The 19,334-nt window shown below is 58.5% G+C and carries 13 protein-coding genes; 10 read left to right on the forward strand and 3 right to left on the reverse strand.

The features are described 5' to 3' along the window. Positions 1–533 precede the first annotated feature (533 nt). The 7 genes from FQ705_RS32175 to FQ705_RS32205 all read left to right on the forward strand — a co-directional run bounded on the left by FQ705_RS32175 (position 534) and on the right by FQ705_RS32205 (position 12,034). Positions 534–1,331 (forward strand): enoyl-CoA hydratase, encoded by a 798-nt coding sequence (locus FQ705_RS32175; protein ID WP_144148775.1) that lies wholly within the window; start codon positions 534–536, stop codon positions 1,329–1,331. Next, positions 1,328–2,470 (forward strand): enoyl-CoA hydratase/isomerase family protein, encoded by a 1,143-nt coding sequence (locus FQ705_RS32180; protein ID WP_144148777.1) that lies wholly within the window; start codon positions 1,328–1,330, stop codon positions 2,468–2,470. Before FQ705_RS32175 ends, FQ705_RS32180 begins: the two co-directional genes overlap by 4 nt. A 292-nt stretch (positions 2,471–2,762) precedes the next feature. After that, the gene (locus FQ705_RS32185; protein ID WP_144148779.1) at positions 2,763–3,731 is read left to right on the forward strand and encodes a LysR family transcriptional regulator; all 969 of its coding nucleotides are present in this window, start codon (positions 2,763–2,765) and stop codon (positions 3,729–3,731) included. A gap of 232 nt (positions 3,732–3,963) precedes the next feature. Beyond that, on the forward strand, positions 3,964–7,503 hold the full coding sequence (locus tag FQ705_RS32190) for an indolepyruvate ferredoxin oxidoreductase family protein (RefSeq protein ID WP_260854683.1): 3,540 nt from the start codon (positions 3,964–3,966) through the stop codon (positions 7,501–7,503). A gap of 146 nt (positions 7,504–7,649) precedes the next feature. Beyond that, positions 7,650–9,476 carry a biosynthetic-type acetolactate synthase large subunit gene (ilvB, locus tag FQ705_RS32195; protein ID WP_144148783.1) on the forward strand — a complete coding sequence of 609 codons (1,827 nt, stop codon included), beginning with the start codon at positions 7,650–7,652 and terminating at the stop codon, positions 9,474–9,476. Positions 9,477–9,622: 146 nt separating this feature from the next. Beyond that, on the forward strand, positions 9,623–11,059 hold the full coding sequence (locus tag FQ705_RS32200) for an MFS transporter (protein WP_144148785.1): 1,437 nt from the start codon (positions 9,623–9,625) through the stop codon (positions 11,057–11,059). Between the two features lie 102 nt (positions 11,060–11,161). Then, a complete protein-coding gene (locus FQ705_RS32205) occupies positions 11,162–12,034 on the forward strand; it encodes an amidohydrolase family protein (RefSeq protein WP_144148787.1) in 873 nt (290 codons plus the stop codon). Positions 12,035–12,114: 80 nt separating this feature from the next. Here FQ705_RS32205 and FQ705_RS32210 read toward each other — a convergent pair whose 3' ends face one another. The 3 genes from FQ705_RS32210 to FQ705_RS32220 form a co-directional block, all read right to left on the reverse strand. Further along, the gene (locus tag FQ705_RS32210; protein ID WP_144148789.1) at positions 12,115–13,041 is read right to left on the reverse strand and encodes a hydroxymethylglutaryl-CoA lyase; all 927 of its coding nucleotides are present in this window, start codon (positions 13,039–13,041) and stop codon (positions 12,115–12,117) included. 54 nt (positions 13,042–13,095) lie between these two features. After that, entirely contained in the window at positions 13,096–13,896 is an 801-nt protein-coding gene (locus FQ705_RS32215; protein WP_144148791.1) for an enoyl-CoA hydratase/isomerase family protein, read from the reverse strand. Positions 13,897–14,022: 126 nt separating this feature from the next. Next, entirely contained in the window at positions 14,023–14,805 is a 783-nt protein-coding gene (locus tag FQ705_RS32220) for a class II aldolase/adducin family protein (protein WP_144148793.1), read from the reverse strand. 529 nt (positions 14,806–15,334) lie between these two features. Here FQ705_RS32220 and FQ705_RS32225 point away from each other — a divergent pair. The 3 genes from FQ705_RS32225 (at position 15,335) to FQ705_RS32235 (ending at position 19,260) form a co-directional block, all read left to right on the forward strand. Beyond that, entirely contained in the window at positions 15,335–16,549 is a 1,215-nt protein-coding gene (locus tag FQ705_RS32225; protein WP_260854684.1) for a CaiB/BaiF CoA transferase family protein, read from the forward strand. A gap of 29 nt (positions 16,550–16,578) precedes the next feature. Next, positions 16,579–17,739, forward strand: a complete 1,161-nt coding sequence (locus FQ705_RS32230; RefSeq protein ID WP_144148794.1) for an acyl-CoA dehydrogenase family protein — start codon at positions 16,579–16,581, stop codon at positions 17,737–17,739. A 114-nt stretch (positions 17,740–17,853) separates the two neighbouring features. After that, positions 17,854–19,260, forward strand: coding sequence for an MmgE/PrpD family protein (locus tag FQ705_RS32235; protein ID WP_186308096.1), 1,407 nt, complete (start codon positions 17,854–17,856; stop codon positions 19,258–19,260). Positions 19,261–19,334 lie beyond the last annotated feature (74 nt).

Here is a 19,334-nt window from a genome sequence, read left to right on the forward strand (position 1 = left end):
TACGACGATATTAATGGGCCATTTTGTCCGCCGACCAGCGGGCGACCGGGACGCTACCCGTGATTTTGCAGCGAGCGTCCTGCGCCCAATAGCGACCGGTGAGCTTTCGACAAAAAACTACCTCGGCAAATGCTAAGGCAAATCAGGGTGCTGAGTTTGGTTGGGATGAGTGCGCGATCGTGGCGAGGCGGCCCCACCTTTACTAAGGGGACAATGCGCTCGCTGTGGAAGGAATTGGCGCGGGTTGCGCATCCTGCCGCTCGCAGGAGCGCTCATGGCTCGGCGAGGTGCGGCCCCATCTCTGCGTTCGGCGGCGGCGTGACGCTACGGCTAAATCGAAAACTATGCCGTTGCGCTTGACTGCCATCATGCGTGAATTGCTGAGGTCTTTGAGAGAACCAGCGAGATTCAGCGGATGGTCATCGCCCGCTATGTGTGACCAGAACGTGGGGCAGGAACGAAGGTGACACACTTGCCTCATTACGGCGAGACGAACACAACGGAGATAGCCATGTTTGATCTCGGAGATAGCCATGTTTGATCTTGATTACCAGCACGATAACGCCGTCGTCGTCCTTACTTTGAAACGACCACCGGCCAATGCGTTTACTCCTGACGGTCTGCTATCCCTGCAGCAGACTGTTGAGCGGCTTGATGCGGAGCCGAACGTTCGCGCACTTGTGATTACGGGCGACGGTCCGAAGTTCTTTAGTGCCGGTGCCGATCTGAACGCGTTCGCCGACGGGAACCGCGAGGTCGCGCGTACTGCTGCAACCCGCTTCGGCGGCGCATTCGAAGCGCTTCAGAACGCGCGCATGGTCGTGATCGCTGCGATTAACGGTTACGCAATGGGCGGAGGTCTTGAGTGCGCGTTGGCAAGTGACATACGCATCGCGGAAGAGCACGCAGTCCTCGCACTTCCCGAAACAGCTGTCGGCCTGTTGCCCTGCGGCTGCGGCACCCAGACACTGCCGTGGCTGGTTGGCGAAGGATGGGCCAAACGGATGGTACTTACCGGCGAGCGGGTCGACGCCGCTACCGCTTTGCGTATCGGGCTCGTTGAAGACGTCGTCGAAAAGGGCGGCGCTTTGGCGCACGCTCTGAAAATGGCCGAACGTGTGGTGAGCCTCAGCCCGCAGGGTGTCGCGTTCAGCAAGAGATTGATCCATCAGGCGCGCAATGGAACGCCACGCGCGGCGGCGCTCGCTGTCGAGCGTGAGCGTTTCGTCGATCTGTTCGATCATCCGGATCAGCGCGAAGGGGTGAACGCGTTTCTGGAAAAACGAAAGGCGAACTGGACGGTGTCGGATTCGAAGGAGACAGAAGCATGAACACGGGATCGAGCACATCGGCGTATCAGGAGCCACAGGTTCTTCTGCATGTCGTGAACCGCGTCGCAATCATTTCGCTTAACCGTCCCAAAGCGCTCAATTCCCTAAGTCATTCGATGGTCCGGGAACTGGCGCGTCTGGTCGAGCTGTGCCGTCAGGATGAAAATATCGTTGCTCTGGTTCTTCGCGGCAACGGTGAAAAGGGTTTTTGCGCAGGCGGCGACGTCCGCGAACTGTATCAGTCCGCTTCGGCTGGCGACGGCAAGTGGGAAGATTTCTTCGTCGACGAATATCGACTGGACTACGCGCTTCACGTCTTTCCGAAGCCGGTTGTCGCGTTGATGGAAGGCATCACCATGGGCGGCGGGATGGGGCTCGCCCAGGCAGCGGACCTCCGTGTCGTGACCGGGCGCACGAGGATGAGCATGCCGGAAACGAAGATCGGATTTCTCCCGGACGTGGGCGCCACGCGTTTCCTGAATGCAATGTCCATGGAGTTTGCGCTCTATGTGGGGTTGACTGGAGTCAGCCTTTCCGGGCCCGACGCGCTGCGCTTGCGGCTGGCAGATGTTTGCGTTCCCTCAAGCTGGTTGACGACGTTTGAGGAGCGCCTGAACCGGATGCCAACCGACGGGGATCTTATCGAAGCGCTGAGAACCGTTTTCGAGCCGCCAGGCAATATCGTGCCGCACGCCCCGATCGAGTCGTACGCACCACTCGTTTCGCGCCATTTCGACCGCAATTCGCCGCTGGAGCGGATCATCGGCAGCTTACTGAAAGCCCTTGAGAGCGGGCCGTCCCGTGAGGTGCGGCAGTGGTTGCAGACGACCATCGAGACGTTGCGGGCTAACTCGCCGACCATGCTCTATGTGACCCGCGAGGCGCTGCTGCGTGGACGGCACAAAAGTCTCGCGGAAAGTTTCCGGACCGAGTTGTCGATCGTCCATCGCGCGATTGAGGACGGCGATTTCCGCGAGGGTGTTCGCGCGCTGCTGATCGACAAGGACAATCGCCCGCGCTGGGCTCCGGCGACGCTGCATGAGGTTCGACGCGAACGCGTCCAGCAATTCCTCACCTGCCCGTGGCGACGGGATGCTCATCCGTTGGCCGATCTGGGCGCAGAGCTGGTGACGGCCTGAGTTGAAAAACGGCCTGTGGCAAACACCGGAAGATTATTCCGTTTTTTTGCGGGCCGGACGGACGTCATTCCGGAGAAAGTGGCAAACGCCGGAAATTTCGAAGCATATTCCCAACTTGGCCGGGTAACCTTTAGCTGGGATTGAAGCAAAGCTGTCGATCATCGGCGATTTACGCGACAACGCGCCAGGCGTGCGTCACTCGCGTCTTTCCGGCCGCTCTCCACGAGGAGGCGTGCCCAACGTTGGAACCGGGAGGGGCAGCGAAGTGCGCATCAGCGCACGTTGCGAGGATATGGAACTGCGACAGCTTCGCTACTTCGTCAGCATCGCCGATCATGGCTCCATTTCCAGGGCCTCAGTGGTGCTTCATATCGCGCAGCCCGCGCTAAGCAACCAGATCAGGGCACTTGAGGGCGATCTTGGCGTTTCCTTGCTGACGCGATCTCCCCAAGGCGTCAGCCTTACTGACGTCGGAAAGCGCTTTTACGATCATGCACAGGCGATCCTCAAGCAGGCTCAGGACGCGCGAGCGAGCGTCGGTCACGCAGCAAACAGTCCTGCCGGAACAGTCGCACTCGGGATTCCTCAAAGTGTTTCCGGCGTGCTGGCGCTGCCGTTGCTGAAAATAGCCCGACTGCGATATCCAGCAATTACGTTGCAGCTCACAGAAGAAACGACAGGAAATCTGCTCGAACCCGTCAGGTCCGGGCGGCTTAATCTGGCGATACTGTTCGATGAGCGACAGTACCGGTTGCTAAATGCAATACCGCTCGTCGACGAACAGCTGATTTTTATTGCTTCTCCGGGCGCTATCGCTGAGATGTCGTTGAAGCGCCTGAATCTGCATACCGCTCTAAGTTCGCGTCTCATTCTTCCCGACCGGCAGAACGGGGTGAGACCGATCATCGATGCCGCCGCGCGCGAGGCGTCCATTGAAATTCCGGACATCGTCGAAATCAACTCTATCGCCATCTTGCGTTCGGCGTTGCTCGCGGACATCGGCGTCACGATCGGCCCGGGCTCGGCCTTTTTCGCAGAACTGACCAGCGGTCTCCTACAGGGCTTTCCGATCGACGATTGCCTCCTCTCGAGGAGATTGATGCTGTGCTCGCCGAAAAATATCCCGGTTCCGGATGCCGTCGTAGCAATACAGGCTCTGATCCAGACGATCACCGCGGATCTTTGCATGAGTGGGCAATGGTCCAACGCAAAGCCGGTCGGTTTCGAACCCGTTGTGCAGTCGTTGCCCAGCGCCGCGTGAGCGTGCTCGCCGTCGAAAAGTCGTGAATGGATGTCGGGGCTATACCGATTCGCTATGACCCCTATCCGTACACGGTATTTCCGGCAATAGCTGCGGATGTTTAGACTCTGCTGCATGGGACGTCGAACACGTCTCGATGCGCCAGGCTCCGATCTCGTCGACTCCAACCTTGAGTCAATCGTGCGGAGCCAGTCAGGCGCAACACTACCCACAAGGCAGTACGGAGACTTCAATGCAGGTGGAAACTACCCGGAACAAGGTCGCTACACCCGAGACGACCAAGGACAATACGTTGCTTGATGTCAACCTCGACGACAAGTACACGAAAACGGAGGGGAGGGTCTACCTGAGCGGCATTCAGGCGCTGGTTCGGTTACCGATTCTTCAAAGACTACGCGATCAGGCCGCCGGGCTGAACACAGCCGGTTACGTTTCGGGCTACCGCGGTTCTCCGCTTGGCGGCTACGATGAGGCGCTCTGGGCTGCCGCCAAGTTGCTGGAAAAGAGCCATGTGCGGTTCCAACCGGGCGTGAACGAAGAACTGGCTGCCACTTCGGTTTGGGGCTCCCAGCAGGTTTCGCTTGTCGGCGACTCCAGATACGACGGCGTCTTTGCCCTGTGGTATGGCAAAGGGCCCGGTGTCGATCGCTGCGGCGACGTCTTCAAGCACATGAATCATGCGGGCACAGCGCAGCATGGCGGAGTGTTGCTGGTGGCAGGTGACGATCACGGCGCCTATTCATCGACATTACCTCATCAGTCGGAGCATGCTTTTGCCGCTGCGATGATCCCCGTGCTCTATCCGGCCAATGTCGAGGAGTATCTGACACTCGGATTGCATGGATGGGCGATGTCCCGGTACGCAGGTTGTGCGGTTGGGTTCAAGGCACTTGCGGACACCGTGGAGTCCAGCGCGTCGATCGATGCCGATCCTTTCAAGGTCGAGATCAAATATCCAACCGATCTGGCACTTCCCGAAGGCGGTCTGAATACGCGACTTTCGTCCGACACGCTAGGTGTGCAGGCACGCAAGCAGGAAGCGCTGATGCAGGATTTTAAAATCTATGCTGCGCTTGCCTATGCTCGGGCGAACCACCTGAATCGCGTCACGATCGACTCTGCCAAAGCGCACATCGGAATTGTTGCTTCGGGGAAGTCTTACACCGATGTGCTTGAGGCGCTCGAAGAGTTGGGTATCGACGAACATGTGGCCGACGAAATTGGACTGCGCGTCATGAAGGTCGCGATGCCCTGGCCGCTGGAACCCGAGGGAATGCAGAAGTTCGCCGATGGGCTCAAGGAAATTCTGGTTATCGAAGAAAAGCGGCAGATCGTCGAGTATCAATTGAAAGAGCAACTCTACGCTCTTCCCGATGACCAGCGTCCGCGCATTGTCGGCAAATTCGATAACGCAGGCGAGTGGTGCTCGGCGCGTGGTCAATGGCGGCTTCCAGCGAAAGCGGACTTTTCGGTTGCACAGATCGCGCGTGTCATTGCGGACTGGGTTTCCGGCTTTTACTCGAGTCCGACCATCGTTGAACGCATGGCCATGATCGACGAACGGGAAGCAGCGCTCAATGCGTCGTTCATCGCGCCGTCCCGTCCAGCCTACTATTGCTCCGGCTGTCCGCATAACTCGTCGACCAAGGTTCCCGATGGCTCGCTTGCGCTGGCCGGGATCGGTTGTCATGTGATGGCGACGGCGATTTATCCCGAACACAACCGTACAACGACCCACATGGGGGGCGAAGGCGCACCATGGGTCGGGCAAGCCCCGTTTTCGATGCGCAAGCACGTTTTCGCCAACCTCGGCGATGGAACCTATTTTCATTCCGGCTCGATGGCGATCCGTTCAGCGGTCGCGGCCAACGTCAACATCACCTACAAGATTCTGTATAACGACGCCGTCGCGATGACAGGCGGCCAGCCCGTGGATGGCTCGATTTCGGTGGATCGAATGGCGCGCCAGTTGCAAGCGGAGGGCGTCGGGAGAATCGTGGTCGTCACTGAAGATCTGAGCCGCTATCCAGGGGGGAAACGGGCATTGCCGGACGGCGTCGAACTGCGCGACCGGTCGGAGCTCGACCCGGTGCAAAGGGAACTGCGCGACGTGCCTGGCGTCACTGCGCTTATTTATGACCAGACCTGTGCTGCGGAAAAGCGTCGTCGTCGCAAGAAGAAGGAGTTTGTCGATCCGGACAAGCGGCTGTTCATCAACGAGTCAGTTTGCGAGGGCTGCGGCGATTGTGGAACGCAATCGAATTGCACCTCGGTGATGCCGTTGGAAACGTCACGCGGGCGCAAACGAACCATCGATCAGTCATCGTGCAATAAGGACTATTCGTGCGTCAAAGGCTTTTGTCCGAGCTTTGTCACGGTTAAGGGCGGCAAGCTGCGCAGTAAAACTTCGCCGACGGCGGCGCTCGCCGGCAACAGCGAAATCGGAGAATTGCCACCTGCCGCAGTGGCATCGTGCGAGCTTCCTTTCAATATCCTCATCAACGGTATTGGCGGCACCGGCGTGATCACGATAGGGGCGCTGCTCGGTATGGCGGCGCACCTTGAAGGAAAGAAAGTCTCTGTTCTCGACATGACAGGAATGTCCCAGAAAAACGGTTCTGTGACGTCCCACGTACGCATCAGTCGTCGAACGCACGGTATCGCGGCCGCACGCATTCCTACCGGCGAAGCCGACCTGATCCTCGGCTGCGACATGTTGACTTCGGGCGCCGCGGATGCGCTGGTTCGCATGCATCCTGGTCGAACCTACGCGCTGGTGAATACGCACGAGCAACCGGCCGGACATTTCGCGCAGCAGCCGGACTGGCAATACCCCGCGAAGGAGGTCCGCGCCCAGATCGAGTCCGCGGTAGGACGCCGCGCGGATTTTTTCGATGCCACCGCCATTGCTACCGCTCTGATGGGCGACTCGATCGCGACCAATCTGTTTATGCTGGGCTATGCCTGTCAGAAGGGATATCTGCCGGTCTCGAATCGCGCGATTGAACGTGCGATCGAGTTGAACGGCGTTGCGGTCGCCTCGAATATCCGCAGTTTCCGCTGGGGTAGGAAAGCCGGCATCGATCTGCGTTCGGTTGAACGGCTAGCGACTCCGGTTCAGCCGATCCTGATGAAACTGACTTCATCGCTCGATTCCCAGATCAAGGAGTTTGCCGACGATCTCGAGCGGTATCAGAACCGGAAGTATGCCGACAGATACCTCGATCTCGTCAACCAGGTGCGGCAAGCCGAGTCGCAGCTCGGGAAGGGGACAAAACTCACGTCGGCGGTGAGCCGGTATTACTACAAGTTGATGGCCTACAAGGATGAGTACGAGGTAGCGCGGCTGTTTACGGACGGCCGCTTCAAAGCGAACCTCGAGCAGCAGTTCGAAGGGAAAGTGTCGCTCCGGTTCAATCTTGCTGCGCCGCTGTTGTCCCGGAAGGACGCAAACGGGCAACTCGTCAAACGGGAGTATGGGCCGTGGATGTGGCACGCGCTCCGTCTGGTCGCGGCATGCAGATTCCTGCGCGGTACGGCCGCCGACCCGTTCGGCTATACCGCGGAGCGTCGTATGGAACGTGATCTGATAGACGAATACCGGCACGCCATCGAAGCGGCATTGCCGACGCTCAGTCAGGATTCGCTGGCAGGGGTTGTTGCCACTGCATCGGTTCCGGAGAAGATCCGCGGGTTCGGTCACGTGAAGCTGGCTTCGTTGAGGAAACACGGGGCGACGCTGCACGCGCCGGACTTGGCACCGGCGGAATAAGACGAATTGTCGGCCCGGTGCGCTATCTCTTTCGACCTTCCTTTCGGGCGTCCGGGCTGAGCTGAAGACGTTACGACGGCTAGGCAAGTCTGTCGATTCAAGATGCTCGTTTACTCGACCCGGTGTGGGTCAACGCTTATTGCCCTATGGAACAAACTCTCCTGCGCCCGGCAGTTGCTCTCGCGGATGCTGCGATCAGCACAGACAGTGGTCATGTCAGCCGCAGCGGCGCCGCTGCTCTCATCGAAGCCCTGGTTGATGCGGGCGTTGACACGGTATTTGGCTACCCTGGCGGCGCCGTTCTTCCTCTTTACGATGCGTTGCACGCCGACCAACGCCTACGCCACATACTTGTACGGCATGAACAGGCAGCGGTGCACGCTGCGGAAGGCTACGCCCGCTCGACCGGGCGGCTGGGCGTTGTCGTCGTCACTTCCGGTCCGGGCGTGGCCAACACGATTTCCGGACTGCTCGATGCAACATGCGACTCCATTCCCGTCCTTTGCATCAGCGGTCAGGTCGCCACGCGGTCGATCGGGACAGACGCTTTCCAGGAGTGTGACGCGCTTGGGATTTCCCGGCCCGTCACCAAATGGAGCCATCAGATCACGACCTTCGACGACGTCGCGAGCGTCGTGCGTAAGGCGGTATCGATAGCAATGGGCGGCCGCGCGGGTCCCGTGCTCATTGATTTTCCAAAGGACATTCAGGCGGCTCCGGTCAATTGCCGCAGCGACGCTGCGAGTTCCCCGCGGCACGACCTGCATGCGCTCAACCAGCGGTCCCGCGTGCCTAAACGAACAGTGGCCGAAGCGGCCGCGCTGATCAGGCAGGCGAGGCGGCCGGTGTTATACGGGGGCGGCGGTTTGATCGCATCGGGGCCGGAGGCATCCGAGGTTTTCACTGAGCTCGTCCGGCTTCTGGATGCCCCTTGCACGCTGACACTCATGGGGCTTGGCGCCTTTCCAGCCTCGGATTCGCATTTCCTCGGCATGCTCGGGATGCACGGAACAGTGGAAGCAAATCTGGCAATGCACAGTGCTGACCTGATCGTCTGCGTCGGGGCGAGATTTGACGATCGGGTGACGGGGCGGGTCGACTCCTTCAGCCCTGATTCCAGAAAGATCCACATCGATATAGATCCGACATCGATCAACAAGGTCGTGAAAGCGGATGTTCCCATCGTTGGAGATTGCCGCATCGTGATCGAACAGTTGCTGGAGGAGTTGCGTGCAGGCGGTCCGGTAGTGAAGGATCGACTGACACCCTGGTGGGCGCGGATTGCCGGGTGGCGGCACCAGGATTGTCTGGCTTTCGAGCACCGCTCGGACGTGCTTCTGCCGCAACTCCTCATGACGCGTCTGAATGAACATTTGCGCCGGTATGACGCGATTGTCACGACCGACGTAGGACAACATCAGATGTGGGCCGCGCAATACATCGGGTTGGAAGAACCCCGACGGTTTTTAACTTCCGGTGGAGCGGGAACCATGGGATACGGCCTTCCAGCGGCCATCGGCGCGCAGATAGGCAACCCGGATAGCCTCGTTGTGTGCATTTCAGGAGATGCGTCTGTTCTGATGAATATTCAGGAATTGTCCACGGCTGTGCAGCACGGCACGGCGGTCAAGCTCGTCATTGCGAACAACGGCTATATGGGGATGGTGCGGCAGTGGCAGCAGCTCGGTTACAACTCGCGCTACAGCCATAGCTATAACGAAGCGCTGCCCGATTTTGTCGCCCTTGCACGGGCTTTTGGATGGGACGGGATCCGCGTCAATTCCGCGGACGAACTTGACGCGGCGCTCGAAACACATTTGAAAAGTCCTCGGCCGGTTCTTATCGACGTGACAGTTGCGCCGCAATCTAACTGCTTTCCAATGATTCCCGCCGACCATGGTCATCATCAAATCATGCTCTCGGAAACGGAATGGTTCGACGATAGCCAACGGCTTTTCGACCTCACGAAATAAGGGGTTAACAAGTATGGGTGTACGAACAAGTGTGGGATAAAGTTTTACGACGCCCGTAGTTGTGTGGAGAGGCCGGAAACAGCGATCTCTCTGTAATTCAACGATAAAACGCCACGACTCAAGCCGATGGCGGAGGAGACAGTTCAATGGCTTCGATCCCGGCGATAGACGGTCGCGAGCATCCCGGAGAAAACGTCGCGTCAGACGTGTTACTCGACGCCGGCGCAATCTCGGCGAGACTGGATAGATTGCCAGCGACGCGCACTATATGGATCCTGATAATACTGCTGAGCTTCGGCTTCTTTTTCGAGCTCTATGACCTGCTCTATACGGGGTACATTGCGCCCGGCCTGATCAGAAGCGGAATGCTGACCGCGACGACCAAAGGGCTTTTCGGAGCTACCGGAATTGCGAGCTTTATAGCCGCGCTTTTTTCGGGCCTGTTTATCGGCACGATTGCGTGCGGCTTTCTGGCCGATCGCTTCGGTCGACGTGCGATCTTCACCTATTCGTTACTTTGGTATACCGCCGCCAACGTGGTCATGGCGTTCCAGACGACCGCTGTTGGCTTGAATTTTTGGCGTTTCATTGTGGGACTGGGTATCGGCGTCGAGTTGGTGACGATCGGCACCTATATTTCAGAGCTTGCACCGAAACATGTGAGAGGACGCGCCTTTGCATGTGAACAGGCGATCGGGTTCGCGTCGGTGCCGGTCGCGGCATTCCTCTCCTATCTGCTGGTTCCTCACTCTTTCTTTGGACTGGATGGCTGGCGCTGGGTGGTGTTGATCGGTGCGCATGGCGCCTTGTTCGTGTGGTGGATCCGGCGCAAGGTCCCTGAAAGTCCGCGCTGGCTCGCTCAGCAAGGCCGTCTCGCGGAAGCGCACCGCATTACTCTCGACCTGGAAGCTCGAGTCGAGAAAGACCTGGGACATCCGCTTCCGCCTCCTGGGCCGCCCGCCGCAGTCGTCGGCCGGGGCCGTTTTCGCGATATGTGGGTCCAGCCATACGCATCGCGGACTGTGATGCTTTCGATATTCAATTTCTTCCAGACCGTCGGATTCTACGGCTTTGCGAATTGGGTGCCGACCTTGCTGGTCAAACAGGGCGTCACGGTAACGACGAGCCTTGCGTTTTCGAGTCTGATTGCCATCGCCGCGCCAATCGGACCGTTGATCGGTTTTGTTATCGCAGACCGTTTCGAGCGCAAAACGATGATCGTCGTGATGGCAGCGGCGATCGTGGTCAGCGGCCTGATGTTCGGCCAGACGACCAATGGCCCGATGCTGATTGGCCTTGGTGTCTGTCTGACACTGGCGAACAACATCATGTCGTACAGCTTTCACGCTTATCAGGCGGAGCTTTTTCCGACCGGCATCCGGGCGCAGGCAGTCGGCTTCGTCTATTCATGGAGCCGGTTCTCCGCGATTCTGACGGCTTTTCTCATTGCGCTGGCACTGCGCGAGTTTGGTGTGCCCGGTGTATTCGCGTTTATCGCAAGCGCCATGTGTGTCGTGATACTGGTAATAGGCCTCATGGGGCCACGTACCAACGGAATGGCCCTCGAGGATATCTCTCGCTAGCGATGCTTCGTGCCCAATGAATCTATCGAAATCATCTTTCCCACGGCAGACTGCCTGTCTCCCTGAAGAACCAGAACGCACCAGTCGAGCAAGGAGTTCAGCATGACAGCTGCACCAGGATCTATCCGTACCAATAACCTGGGGTTTCGATCAGCCGTTAGCGCGCCTGGCTTTGTCGTACCCGAAGGAGCCTGTGATGCTCACATGCACATCATAGGGCCGCTACAGCAGTTTCCGCTCAGAGAGACCCGGTCGCTGAGCCCGTTAGAGTCACTGCCGCAGGCGTACCGGAAGACGCAGGCGGCACTTGGCTTGCAACGCACTATAGTCGTTCAACCGAGCTCTTACGCGAAAGACAATAGCTGCACGCTTGCTGCGGTCGAGGCGCTCGGTCCAGGCGCCCGTGCGGTTGCCGTCGTCGATCCATCCACCCCGGACGACGAGCTTGCATCCCTGCATCGTCGGGGAGTTCGCGGCGTTCGGCTCCAAAGCGTGGTGGCCGGCGGAGCCAGCCTCGACGACATGGAAGATCTGGCCGCCCGGATCAAGCCGTTTGGATGGCATATTCAACTCTTCCTGGACGCCGAGACAGTTCCCCAGTTAAGTCAACGCCTGCGCAAATTGCCCGTCGATGTCGTGTTTGACCATATGGCTCACGTCGACACCAGCATCGGTATCGATACACCCGGGTTCCGGGCAGTCCTGGACCTGCTCGACACCGGCCGGGTCTGGGTAAAGATTGCTAGCGCATTCAGAGCAGCCGATGGACGACGCGCATCCGCTTTGATCGATGCAAACGCGGATCGGTTAGTGTGGGGAAGCGATTGGCCTCACCTCAGCTATCAGGCGGAGCCGCCAGATGATGGTCAATTGCTCAACGACCTGGCTGAGTGGTGCGGCAATGAGGAAACGCTAAAAAAGATCCTGGTTGATAACCCTGAAAAACTTTACTTCAGCCAACAACCCGGCGCGTAATCAGTGTCGGGGCATCTTGCTGCGTGGCTGAACGGGGGGAGTCCGGCACATATTGGGCCGTCTTCGTCCCGGTACCGACGTCAGCAGGTCGCCCTTTCCGCCGAAGCGAGGCGCTTCGCCGTCAGCGCGTTATTCACGCGGGATACGGGGCGTCGTCCCAGATGCGCCGAGATGAATTCGCCGGCCTCGACCACCTGTTCGAGATCGACACCGGTTCGAATGCCCAAGCCATGCAGCAGGTAAAGAAGATCCTCGGTTGCCACGTTTCCGGTCGCGCCTTTGGCGTAGGGACAACCTCCCAGGCCTGCTACTGCGCTGTGAAAGATGGAGATGCCGGCCTGCAGACTGGCGAGGACATTGGCTAACGCCTGGCCGTAAGTGTCATGGAAATGACCCGCAAGGCGTTCCTTCGGGAACACTTCTGAAACGGCGTGGATTGTTTCTTCGACGTGGCCAGCAGTCGCTACGCCGATCGTATCGGCCAGATCGATTTCATCGCAGCCAAGCGCTGCCATACGTTCGACAACGTCGATCACGGCGCGCAAAGGTACATCGCCCTCAAACGGGCAGCCAAACACCATCGAGATGCCGCCCCGCACCCGCAAGTTGGCCTCCTTGGCGCATTGCACCAGGGGACGAAACCGCTCGATGCTTTCAGCAATCGAGCAGGCAATGTTGCGCTGTGAGAATGTCTCGCTCGCGGAGCCGAAGATCACCACCTCGTCTACCGAGCACTTCAGGGCATTTTCAAGCCCCTTCACATTGGGTGTCAGTGCCGAGAAAGAGGTGCCCGGCCGGCGGTCGATACCCGCAAGGACAGCGGCGTTATCCGCCATCTGGGGTACCCATTTGGGCGACACGAATGATGTCACCTCGATGTTCGCAAAGCCGGCCGCGCTGAGACGGTTCACCAGATCTATCTTGATGTGGGCGGGGACTAAAGCCGCCTCGTTCTGCAAACCATCGCGGGGACCTACTTCGACGACCTTGACATGCGTTGGCAACATTTAAGCTTCCTTGATAAGAGACCGCCGTGCAACATCATTGCCATAAGTGAACCGTCAGCCGTTGCGCCAGCGTGGCGACCGGCGTTCATTGAACGCTGCAACGCCTTCGAGTCGGTCCTGGGTCGACACCAGCGCGTTGTACGCCGCGATGTCCATCGCGTACCCGGTATGAAAGTCGACTTCGCCCCCCCGACTGGCGCTCAGCTTGACGTAACGCACAGACATCGGGGCCGCGGCAACGATTCGCCTGGCAATCGACACGGCCGCGGACAATGCCTCGCCTTGCGGCGTCAACTCATTGGCGACGCCCCATTCGACCGCCTGTGCGCCGCTAAAAGCGTCGCCGGTAAATAAAAGCTGCTTGGCTCTGCGCATCCCGGCTGCTCGCACGAGATTCTGAACGCCTCCACCGCCTGGCATGATTCCGCGCTTCACCTCGGCAAGAGAGAGGACCGCGCTTTCCGAGACCACCATGAAGTCGGCCATCATCGCGAGTTCCAGACCTCCGCCGTGCGCATGTCCTTCGACAGCCGCGATAACCGGCAGCGGAAAGTCCTTCATTGCCAGAAACGCTTCCTCGATCAACTGGTGTTGTCTGCGCCATGTATCGTCGCTCATGCCGTTGCGTTCTTTCAGATCGCCACCGGCACAAAAGGCTCGCGAGCCCTCGCCGGTGATAAGGAGCACTCTCAGATCGCTGGCGTGAGCAAGCGTATCGAGCGCAACGCGCAAATCAAGGAACATCTGGGTATTCATCGCGTTCATGACCGAAGGGCGGTTCAGGCTCAGTACCGTGATGCCGTCCTCAGGCTCGGTTCCAGGCGCGACTGCGACGCGTAATGTCTCTAAGTCCATATAACCTCACGTCCAATATGCCGGCTACTCAGATGTAGGCCGACGAGGCTTCATTGCTGGTGTCGTGACCGATCTCGACCAACGGTCTCTTTCAGTCATAACCATCTGCATGAATGCGAGAAGAGCTCAGTTCTTGTAGGACTGATCCCGACGGTCGAGCATACGCAGCATGGCCGGCCACTCCATTTCGCCGAAAGGACGACGTACGCGAGGTTGGTACAGTTGAAACGCCTTTTCGCAGATCGTTTCGGAAACATGGTGGAGCGGGGTGTTGCATGCCATGGCGTCGACTTGCGCTTTGCAGGCGTTTTCGAGCCACAGCATCGTATTGAAGGCCTGCGCAATACTGGCGCCGACGGCGAGCAGACCATGATTTCGAAGGACCAATGCGTCGTTGGTTCCGAGATTGTTGACCAGTCGAGGCCGCTCCTCGAGTTCCAGCGCCGGACCTTCGTAGTCGTGATAGCCGATGTGAAAAAAGCGCATCGCGGTTTGCGTCAGTGGCAGCAGGCCGCACTCGAGCATAGAGACCGCCATGCCGGCGCGGGTATGCGTGTGAATCGCGCATTGAACATCCTGTCTCGCGGCGTGTACTGCGCTGTGGATGACATAACCGGCGTGATTGATACCAAGCCCACTATCGCCTCCATCGAGTACGTTTCCGTCGATATCGATGCGGATGAGGCTACTGGCGGTAATCTCTTCGTACATCAGACCGTATGCGTTGATCAGTAAGTCTTCGGTGCCTGGAATGCGTGCTGTGACATGGTTGTAAATGATGTCTGTCATGCCGTAAGCGGCCATCAGGCGATAGCACGCAGCCAGATCGACCCGGGTTGACCACTCCGCGTCGCTGTAGCGCTCGCGTAGGGATGGAGCCTGACGTTCAGATGCGTTTTGAAGAATCATGATTTGCCGACTGTCTCATAGAATTTTTTGAAAGAAATACTGGCGTCACGCGATATGGACCTCGATTCAGTCCGATTTTTCGAACACTGACGACACGTTGTTCTGTAGGCGTTTTCCCTGATGTCCATCGCTGCCACGTCCAATCTTTGTTGTGCCGTTGCCCGCACGCGTCGTCGCAGATACAACTCAAGGTACGGTCTCGGGCGTCGTCCCGGTTGTTTTTTTTCTGCACCGGTGTCAAACTGGATCACATGTCCGAACAAGCATACAAGACATTTCAGAGCGCTGTCCAGTTGTGATCGACTATCAATCGTGATGCGTGAAAACGCGCAGTTCGTAGCGAAATGCGATGGACTGTGAGAGCGATTCAGGAACCCTCATTGGTTTCGACTGGAGCGGAACCCACGTACATTGCGCGTGCCACAGGCATCCATGTTTGAAGAGGCCTCGCGTGCTGCGGATCGTTTTCGCAACGAACCGAACTCTTGACCATTGAACCTACTCATTGGAATGAAATGGAGCCGAAGTGATGATGACAACCCCTCCCGCTGACATGGCACAGGTTCTGCGCGGATTGCGTGTGATCGATCTCACGCAGAACGTCGCCGGACCGTATTGCACGCAGATTCTGGGCGACATGGGTGCGGAAGTGATAAAGATCGAGCGGCCCGGGACCGGGGACGACACGCGCGCGTGGTTGCCACCCGCGTGGGACGGTCAATCATCGACCTTCCTGGCGCTGAATCGCAACAAGAAGAGTATGTGCATCGATCTCGATGCTCCCGAAGGTCAGGAAATCGTCGCCCGCCTGGCAACCACCGCTGATATCTTCATCCATTCGATGAAACCGGGAAGCCTCGAAGCGCGCGGCCTTGGATTTCAACAATTGCGTGAACTGAATCCGAAGCTCATCTATTGCGGCATTAGTGCGTTTGGTCAAACTGGACCCATGCGTGGTTACCCTGGTTATGACCCATTGATGCAGGCCTATACCGGCATCATGAGCGTGACCGGCAACGAAGGCGACGCGCCCGTGCGAGTCAGTGTTTCCCTGATCGACATGGGCTCCGGCATGTGGGCCGCGATGGGTATCCTCGCAGCGCTGCGAGAAATCGAGCGCACTGGCCGCGGTGTCGAAGTGGGAACCAGCTTGCTGGAAACCGGCGTCGCCTGGATGACGATAGTCGCGGCGGGTCAACGTGCAACCGGAAAGCAGCCTAAGAAACTCGGTTCCGGGATGGCAATGGCGGCGCCGTATGAATTGTTTGCGACCGAGGACGGTTGGGTATTTATAGCTGCCGCCAACGACCGGCTATTTTCTCTGGTGTGCAGAGGTCTGGGCCTTGATTATCTGTGTACCGACGAACGCTTTTCGACCAATTCGCAGCGCGTTGCAAATCGCAACGAATTGCACCGTGTGCTTGAAGAGGCTACCTCAGCACTTCCCGCTATCGAAGTACAGCGCAGGTTGCAGGCGCTGGGCGCTCCGTGCAGCGTGATGAACGATGTAAAACAGATGCTGGACAGCGAGCAGGTGGCGGCGACCGGCATCGTGCAGCCACTTCCGCTTCGACCGGACGACGACCATCGGGTGATTGGCGTGCCGTTCACGCTCGATGGTCGGCGTCAGGCCGATCACGTTGCGCCGCCAACCCTCGGACAACATACCCACGACCTGCTTACCAGTCTCGGTATGTCAGCGGAACAAATCGCTCAACTCAGAGAAAAGCGCTGCATCGGATAAAAGCCTATTTTTGCCAGGAGAACTGATTCATGAATTTTGATTACTCTGATACAAGTGAGGAAATCCGACGTGCTGTCGGAGAACTGTGCGCCAATTATTCCAATGACTACTGGCAGCGCTGTGAAGCAGAAGAAAAGTACCCCGAAGAATTCGTGGCGGCGATGACCGAAGCTGGTTGGTTGGCAGCACTTATTCCGGAAGAATATGGCGGCTCAGGTCTGCCGCTTATCGATGGTTGCGTCATCCTGGAAGAGGTAAATCGCTCCGGAGCGAATGGCGCATCGTGTCACGCACAGATGTACACGATGGCCGCGCTCCTGAATCACGGCAGCGAAGCGCAAAAACGCAAATATCTACCGAGGATTGCGGATGGAAGTCTGCGATTGCAGGCATTTGGTGTCACGGAGCCTGATGCCGGTTCGAACACTTTGCGGATCAAGACATTCGCGCGGCGCGTGAATGGCGGGTATGTGATCAACGGTCAGAAGGTCTGGACCTCCCGGTACAAACAGTCGCATATGTACCTGTTGATTGCGCGCACCACGCCTTACGAGGAGTGCAAGCGCAAGACCGACGGTCTCACGCTGTTTCTGGTCGACATCGAAAAAGCAGGCGCTTCGCTCAGTTCGACACCGATCAAGACGATGCTGAACCACCACACCAATCAGGTCTTTATCGACAATCTCGAAGTGACGGATGACGATCGCATCGGCGAAGAAGGGAAGGGCTTCTCGTATCTGCTCGATTCGCTGAATTCGGAACGCTTGCTTGTCAGCAGCGAATCGCTTGGCGACGGAAAATGGTTCGTTGAGCATGCCTCACGCTATGCCGGAGAGCGCGTCGTGTTCGACCGTCCAATCGGGGCCAACCAGGGCGTGCAGTTCCCGATCGCGCGCGCGCATATGAACCTGCAGGCCGCGGAGTTGATGCGAAACAAGGCAGCCGCGCTATTCGATGCACAAAAGCCGTGTGGTCCGGAGTCGAACATGGCCAAGTATCTGTGCACGGAAGCATCATGGGAAGCCGCCGAGGCCGCCATGCTCACGTTCGGCGGCAATGGCGTGGCCTGTGAATACAACGTAGAGCGTAAGTGGAAAGAGGCACGACTATTTCGTATCGCGCCGATTTCCAACAACCTCGTTCTGGCTCAGGTGGCGCAGCATCAACTGGGTATGCCCCGGTCCTATTGATGCGTTCGCAAACCGCCAGGGCCTGGCGCTGAATCACGCCAACTACTGATTCGGTCCGTGCACGCCGTGAGTGGTGCTGGCCGGATACTGCATTGAATGTTCGAGAGAGTGCATATGGCTAAGTCTTTTTCCGAGGAAGTGGTCGCCTTTATTCGTCGCGACAGCGGTGATGTCATGACGTCGAAGGTGCGGACGCTCACGCTGCGCGCATTGCTGGACACGGTCGGCGTGACCCTTGCTGGCGGTTTGGATCCCGGCGTGCGCAGCCTCGGGAAATCGCTCGACGAGGTATCGGCAGACCGCGCGGGGGTCACTTCGCCGTGGAGCGGTCGCCGCCATGCGCCAAACGATGCTGCATTGTTGTTCGGCATGGCCTCGCACATGCTGGATTACGACGACGTCAGCATGTTGTCCATCTGCCATCCGAGCGCACCCGTGGACAGCGCGTTGATCGCTGCAATACTGGGCGGCGTCACGCAGCGAGCGATCAGCGGATCACAATTGATCGCAGCGCACGCGATCGGCACCGAGGTCATGATTCGGCTGGGCCAGGTGATGGGCGGCAGGCACTACGCACTCGGCTTTCATGCGACGGGTACCCTGGGCGTCATTGGTTCGGCGGCGGCGCTCGCACGCCTGCTTGAACTCGATGCTGTCGTGACCGGGCACGCACTGTCGATTGCGGCAAGCATGGCCAGCGGGTTACGCAAGAATTTCGGCAGCATGGTCAAACCTTTACATGTCGGCCTGGGTGCGTCGAACGGTTTGCGCGCGGTGCGCATGGCGATGGCCGGTGTGGAAGGAGATCTGGAAGCATTCGAGACAGGAGGTTATCTGCGCGCCTTCACGGGTGGCGAGACGGATCGGATCTCCGCGCCTGAGTTCGTGCTGGGCCAACCATTCGTGATTGAGGAACCCGGTTTCGAATGCAAGCGATACCCGTGCTGCTATATGTTGCACAAGATGATTGAAGGTACGTTGCGCATTTCCCGTGCCGCTGGCATCAGTCTGAAAGATCTGGAGATCGCGGAGGTGCGCATGGCGCGAGGCGCTACTCAGCCGTTGATCCATCCCTATCCAAAGAGCGGCCTCAACGGCAAATTCAGCGGTCCTTACGCGGTAGCGGCGGCGCTGGCGGACGGAAATGTCGGTCTAACCAGCTTTACGGATGAAGCGGTTGCCCGCTCGCCCATCCAGGCGAGGTTGGGGGACATTCACCTTATCGAGGAAGGCGACCCGATGCCACCGGGGACCGATCTCGGCCGCATGCCGGTCACTGTCATTCTCAGGTTGAAAGATGGTCGCGAGCTGTCGGATACCGTCACGGCATCGCCGGGATCGCCGGAGGATCCGATGACGACCGGGCAATTGCGCGAGAAGTGGTCCGATTGTCTGGCGTATGCGAGCGGTCGGCGGGATGATGCGCGCGCCGCGGCCTGGTTCGAAGAAGGAATGGAACTCGCGGCTGTGTCGACAGTCGCGCCGTGGTTCGAGAAAGTTTTCGGCGCCGTCCGCGACTGACGAGTAGGGGCCGTCCACGTTATCTGCAAAGCGAACGCCGATATCAGCGTCGGCGTGTGCGTTTCAGCCGGGGA

Origin of the sequence: Paraburkholderia sp. BCC1884 (assembly GCF_900996225.1) — a bacterium.
Classification (GTDB): domain Bacteria; phylum Pseudomonadota; class Gammaproteobacteria; order Burkholderiales; family Burkholderiaceae; genus Paraburkholderia.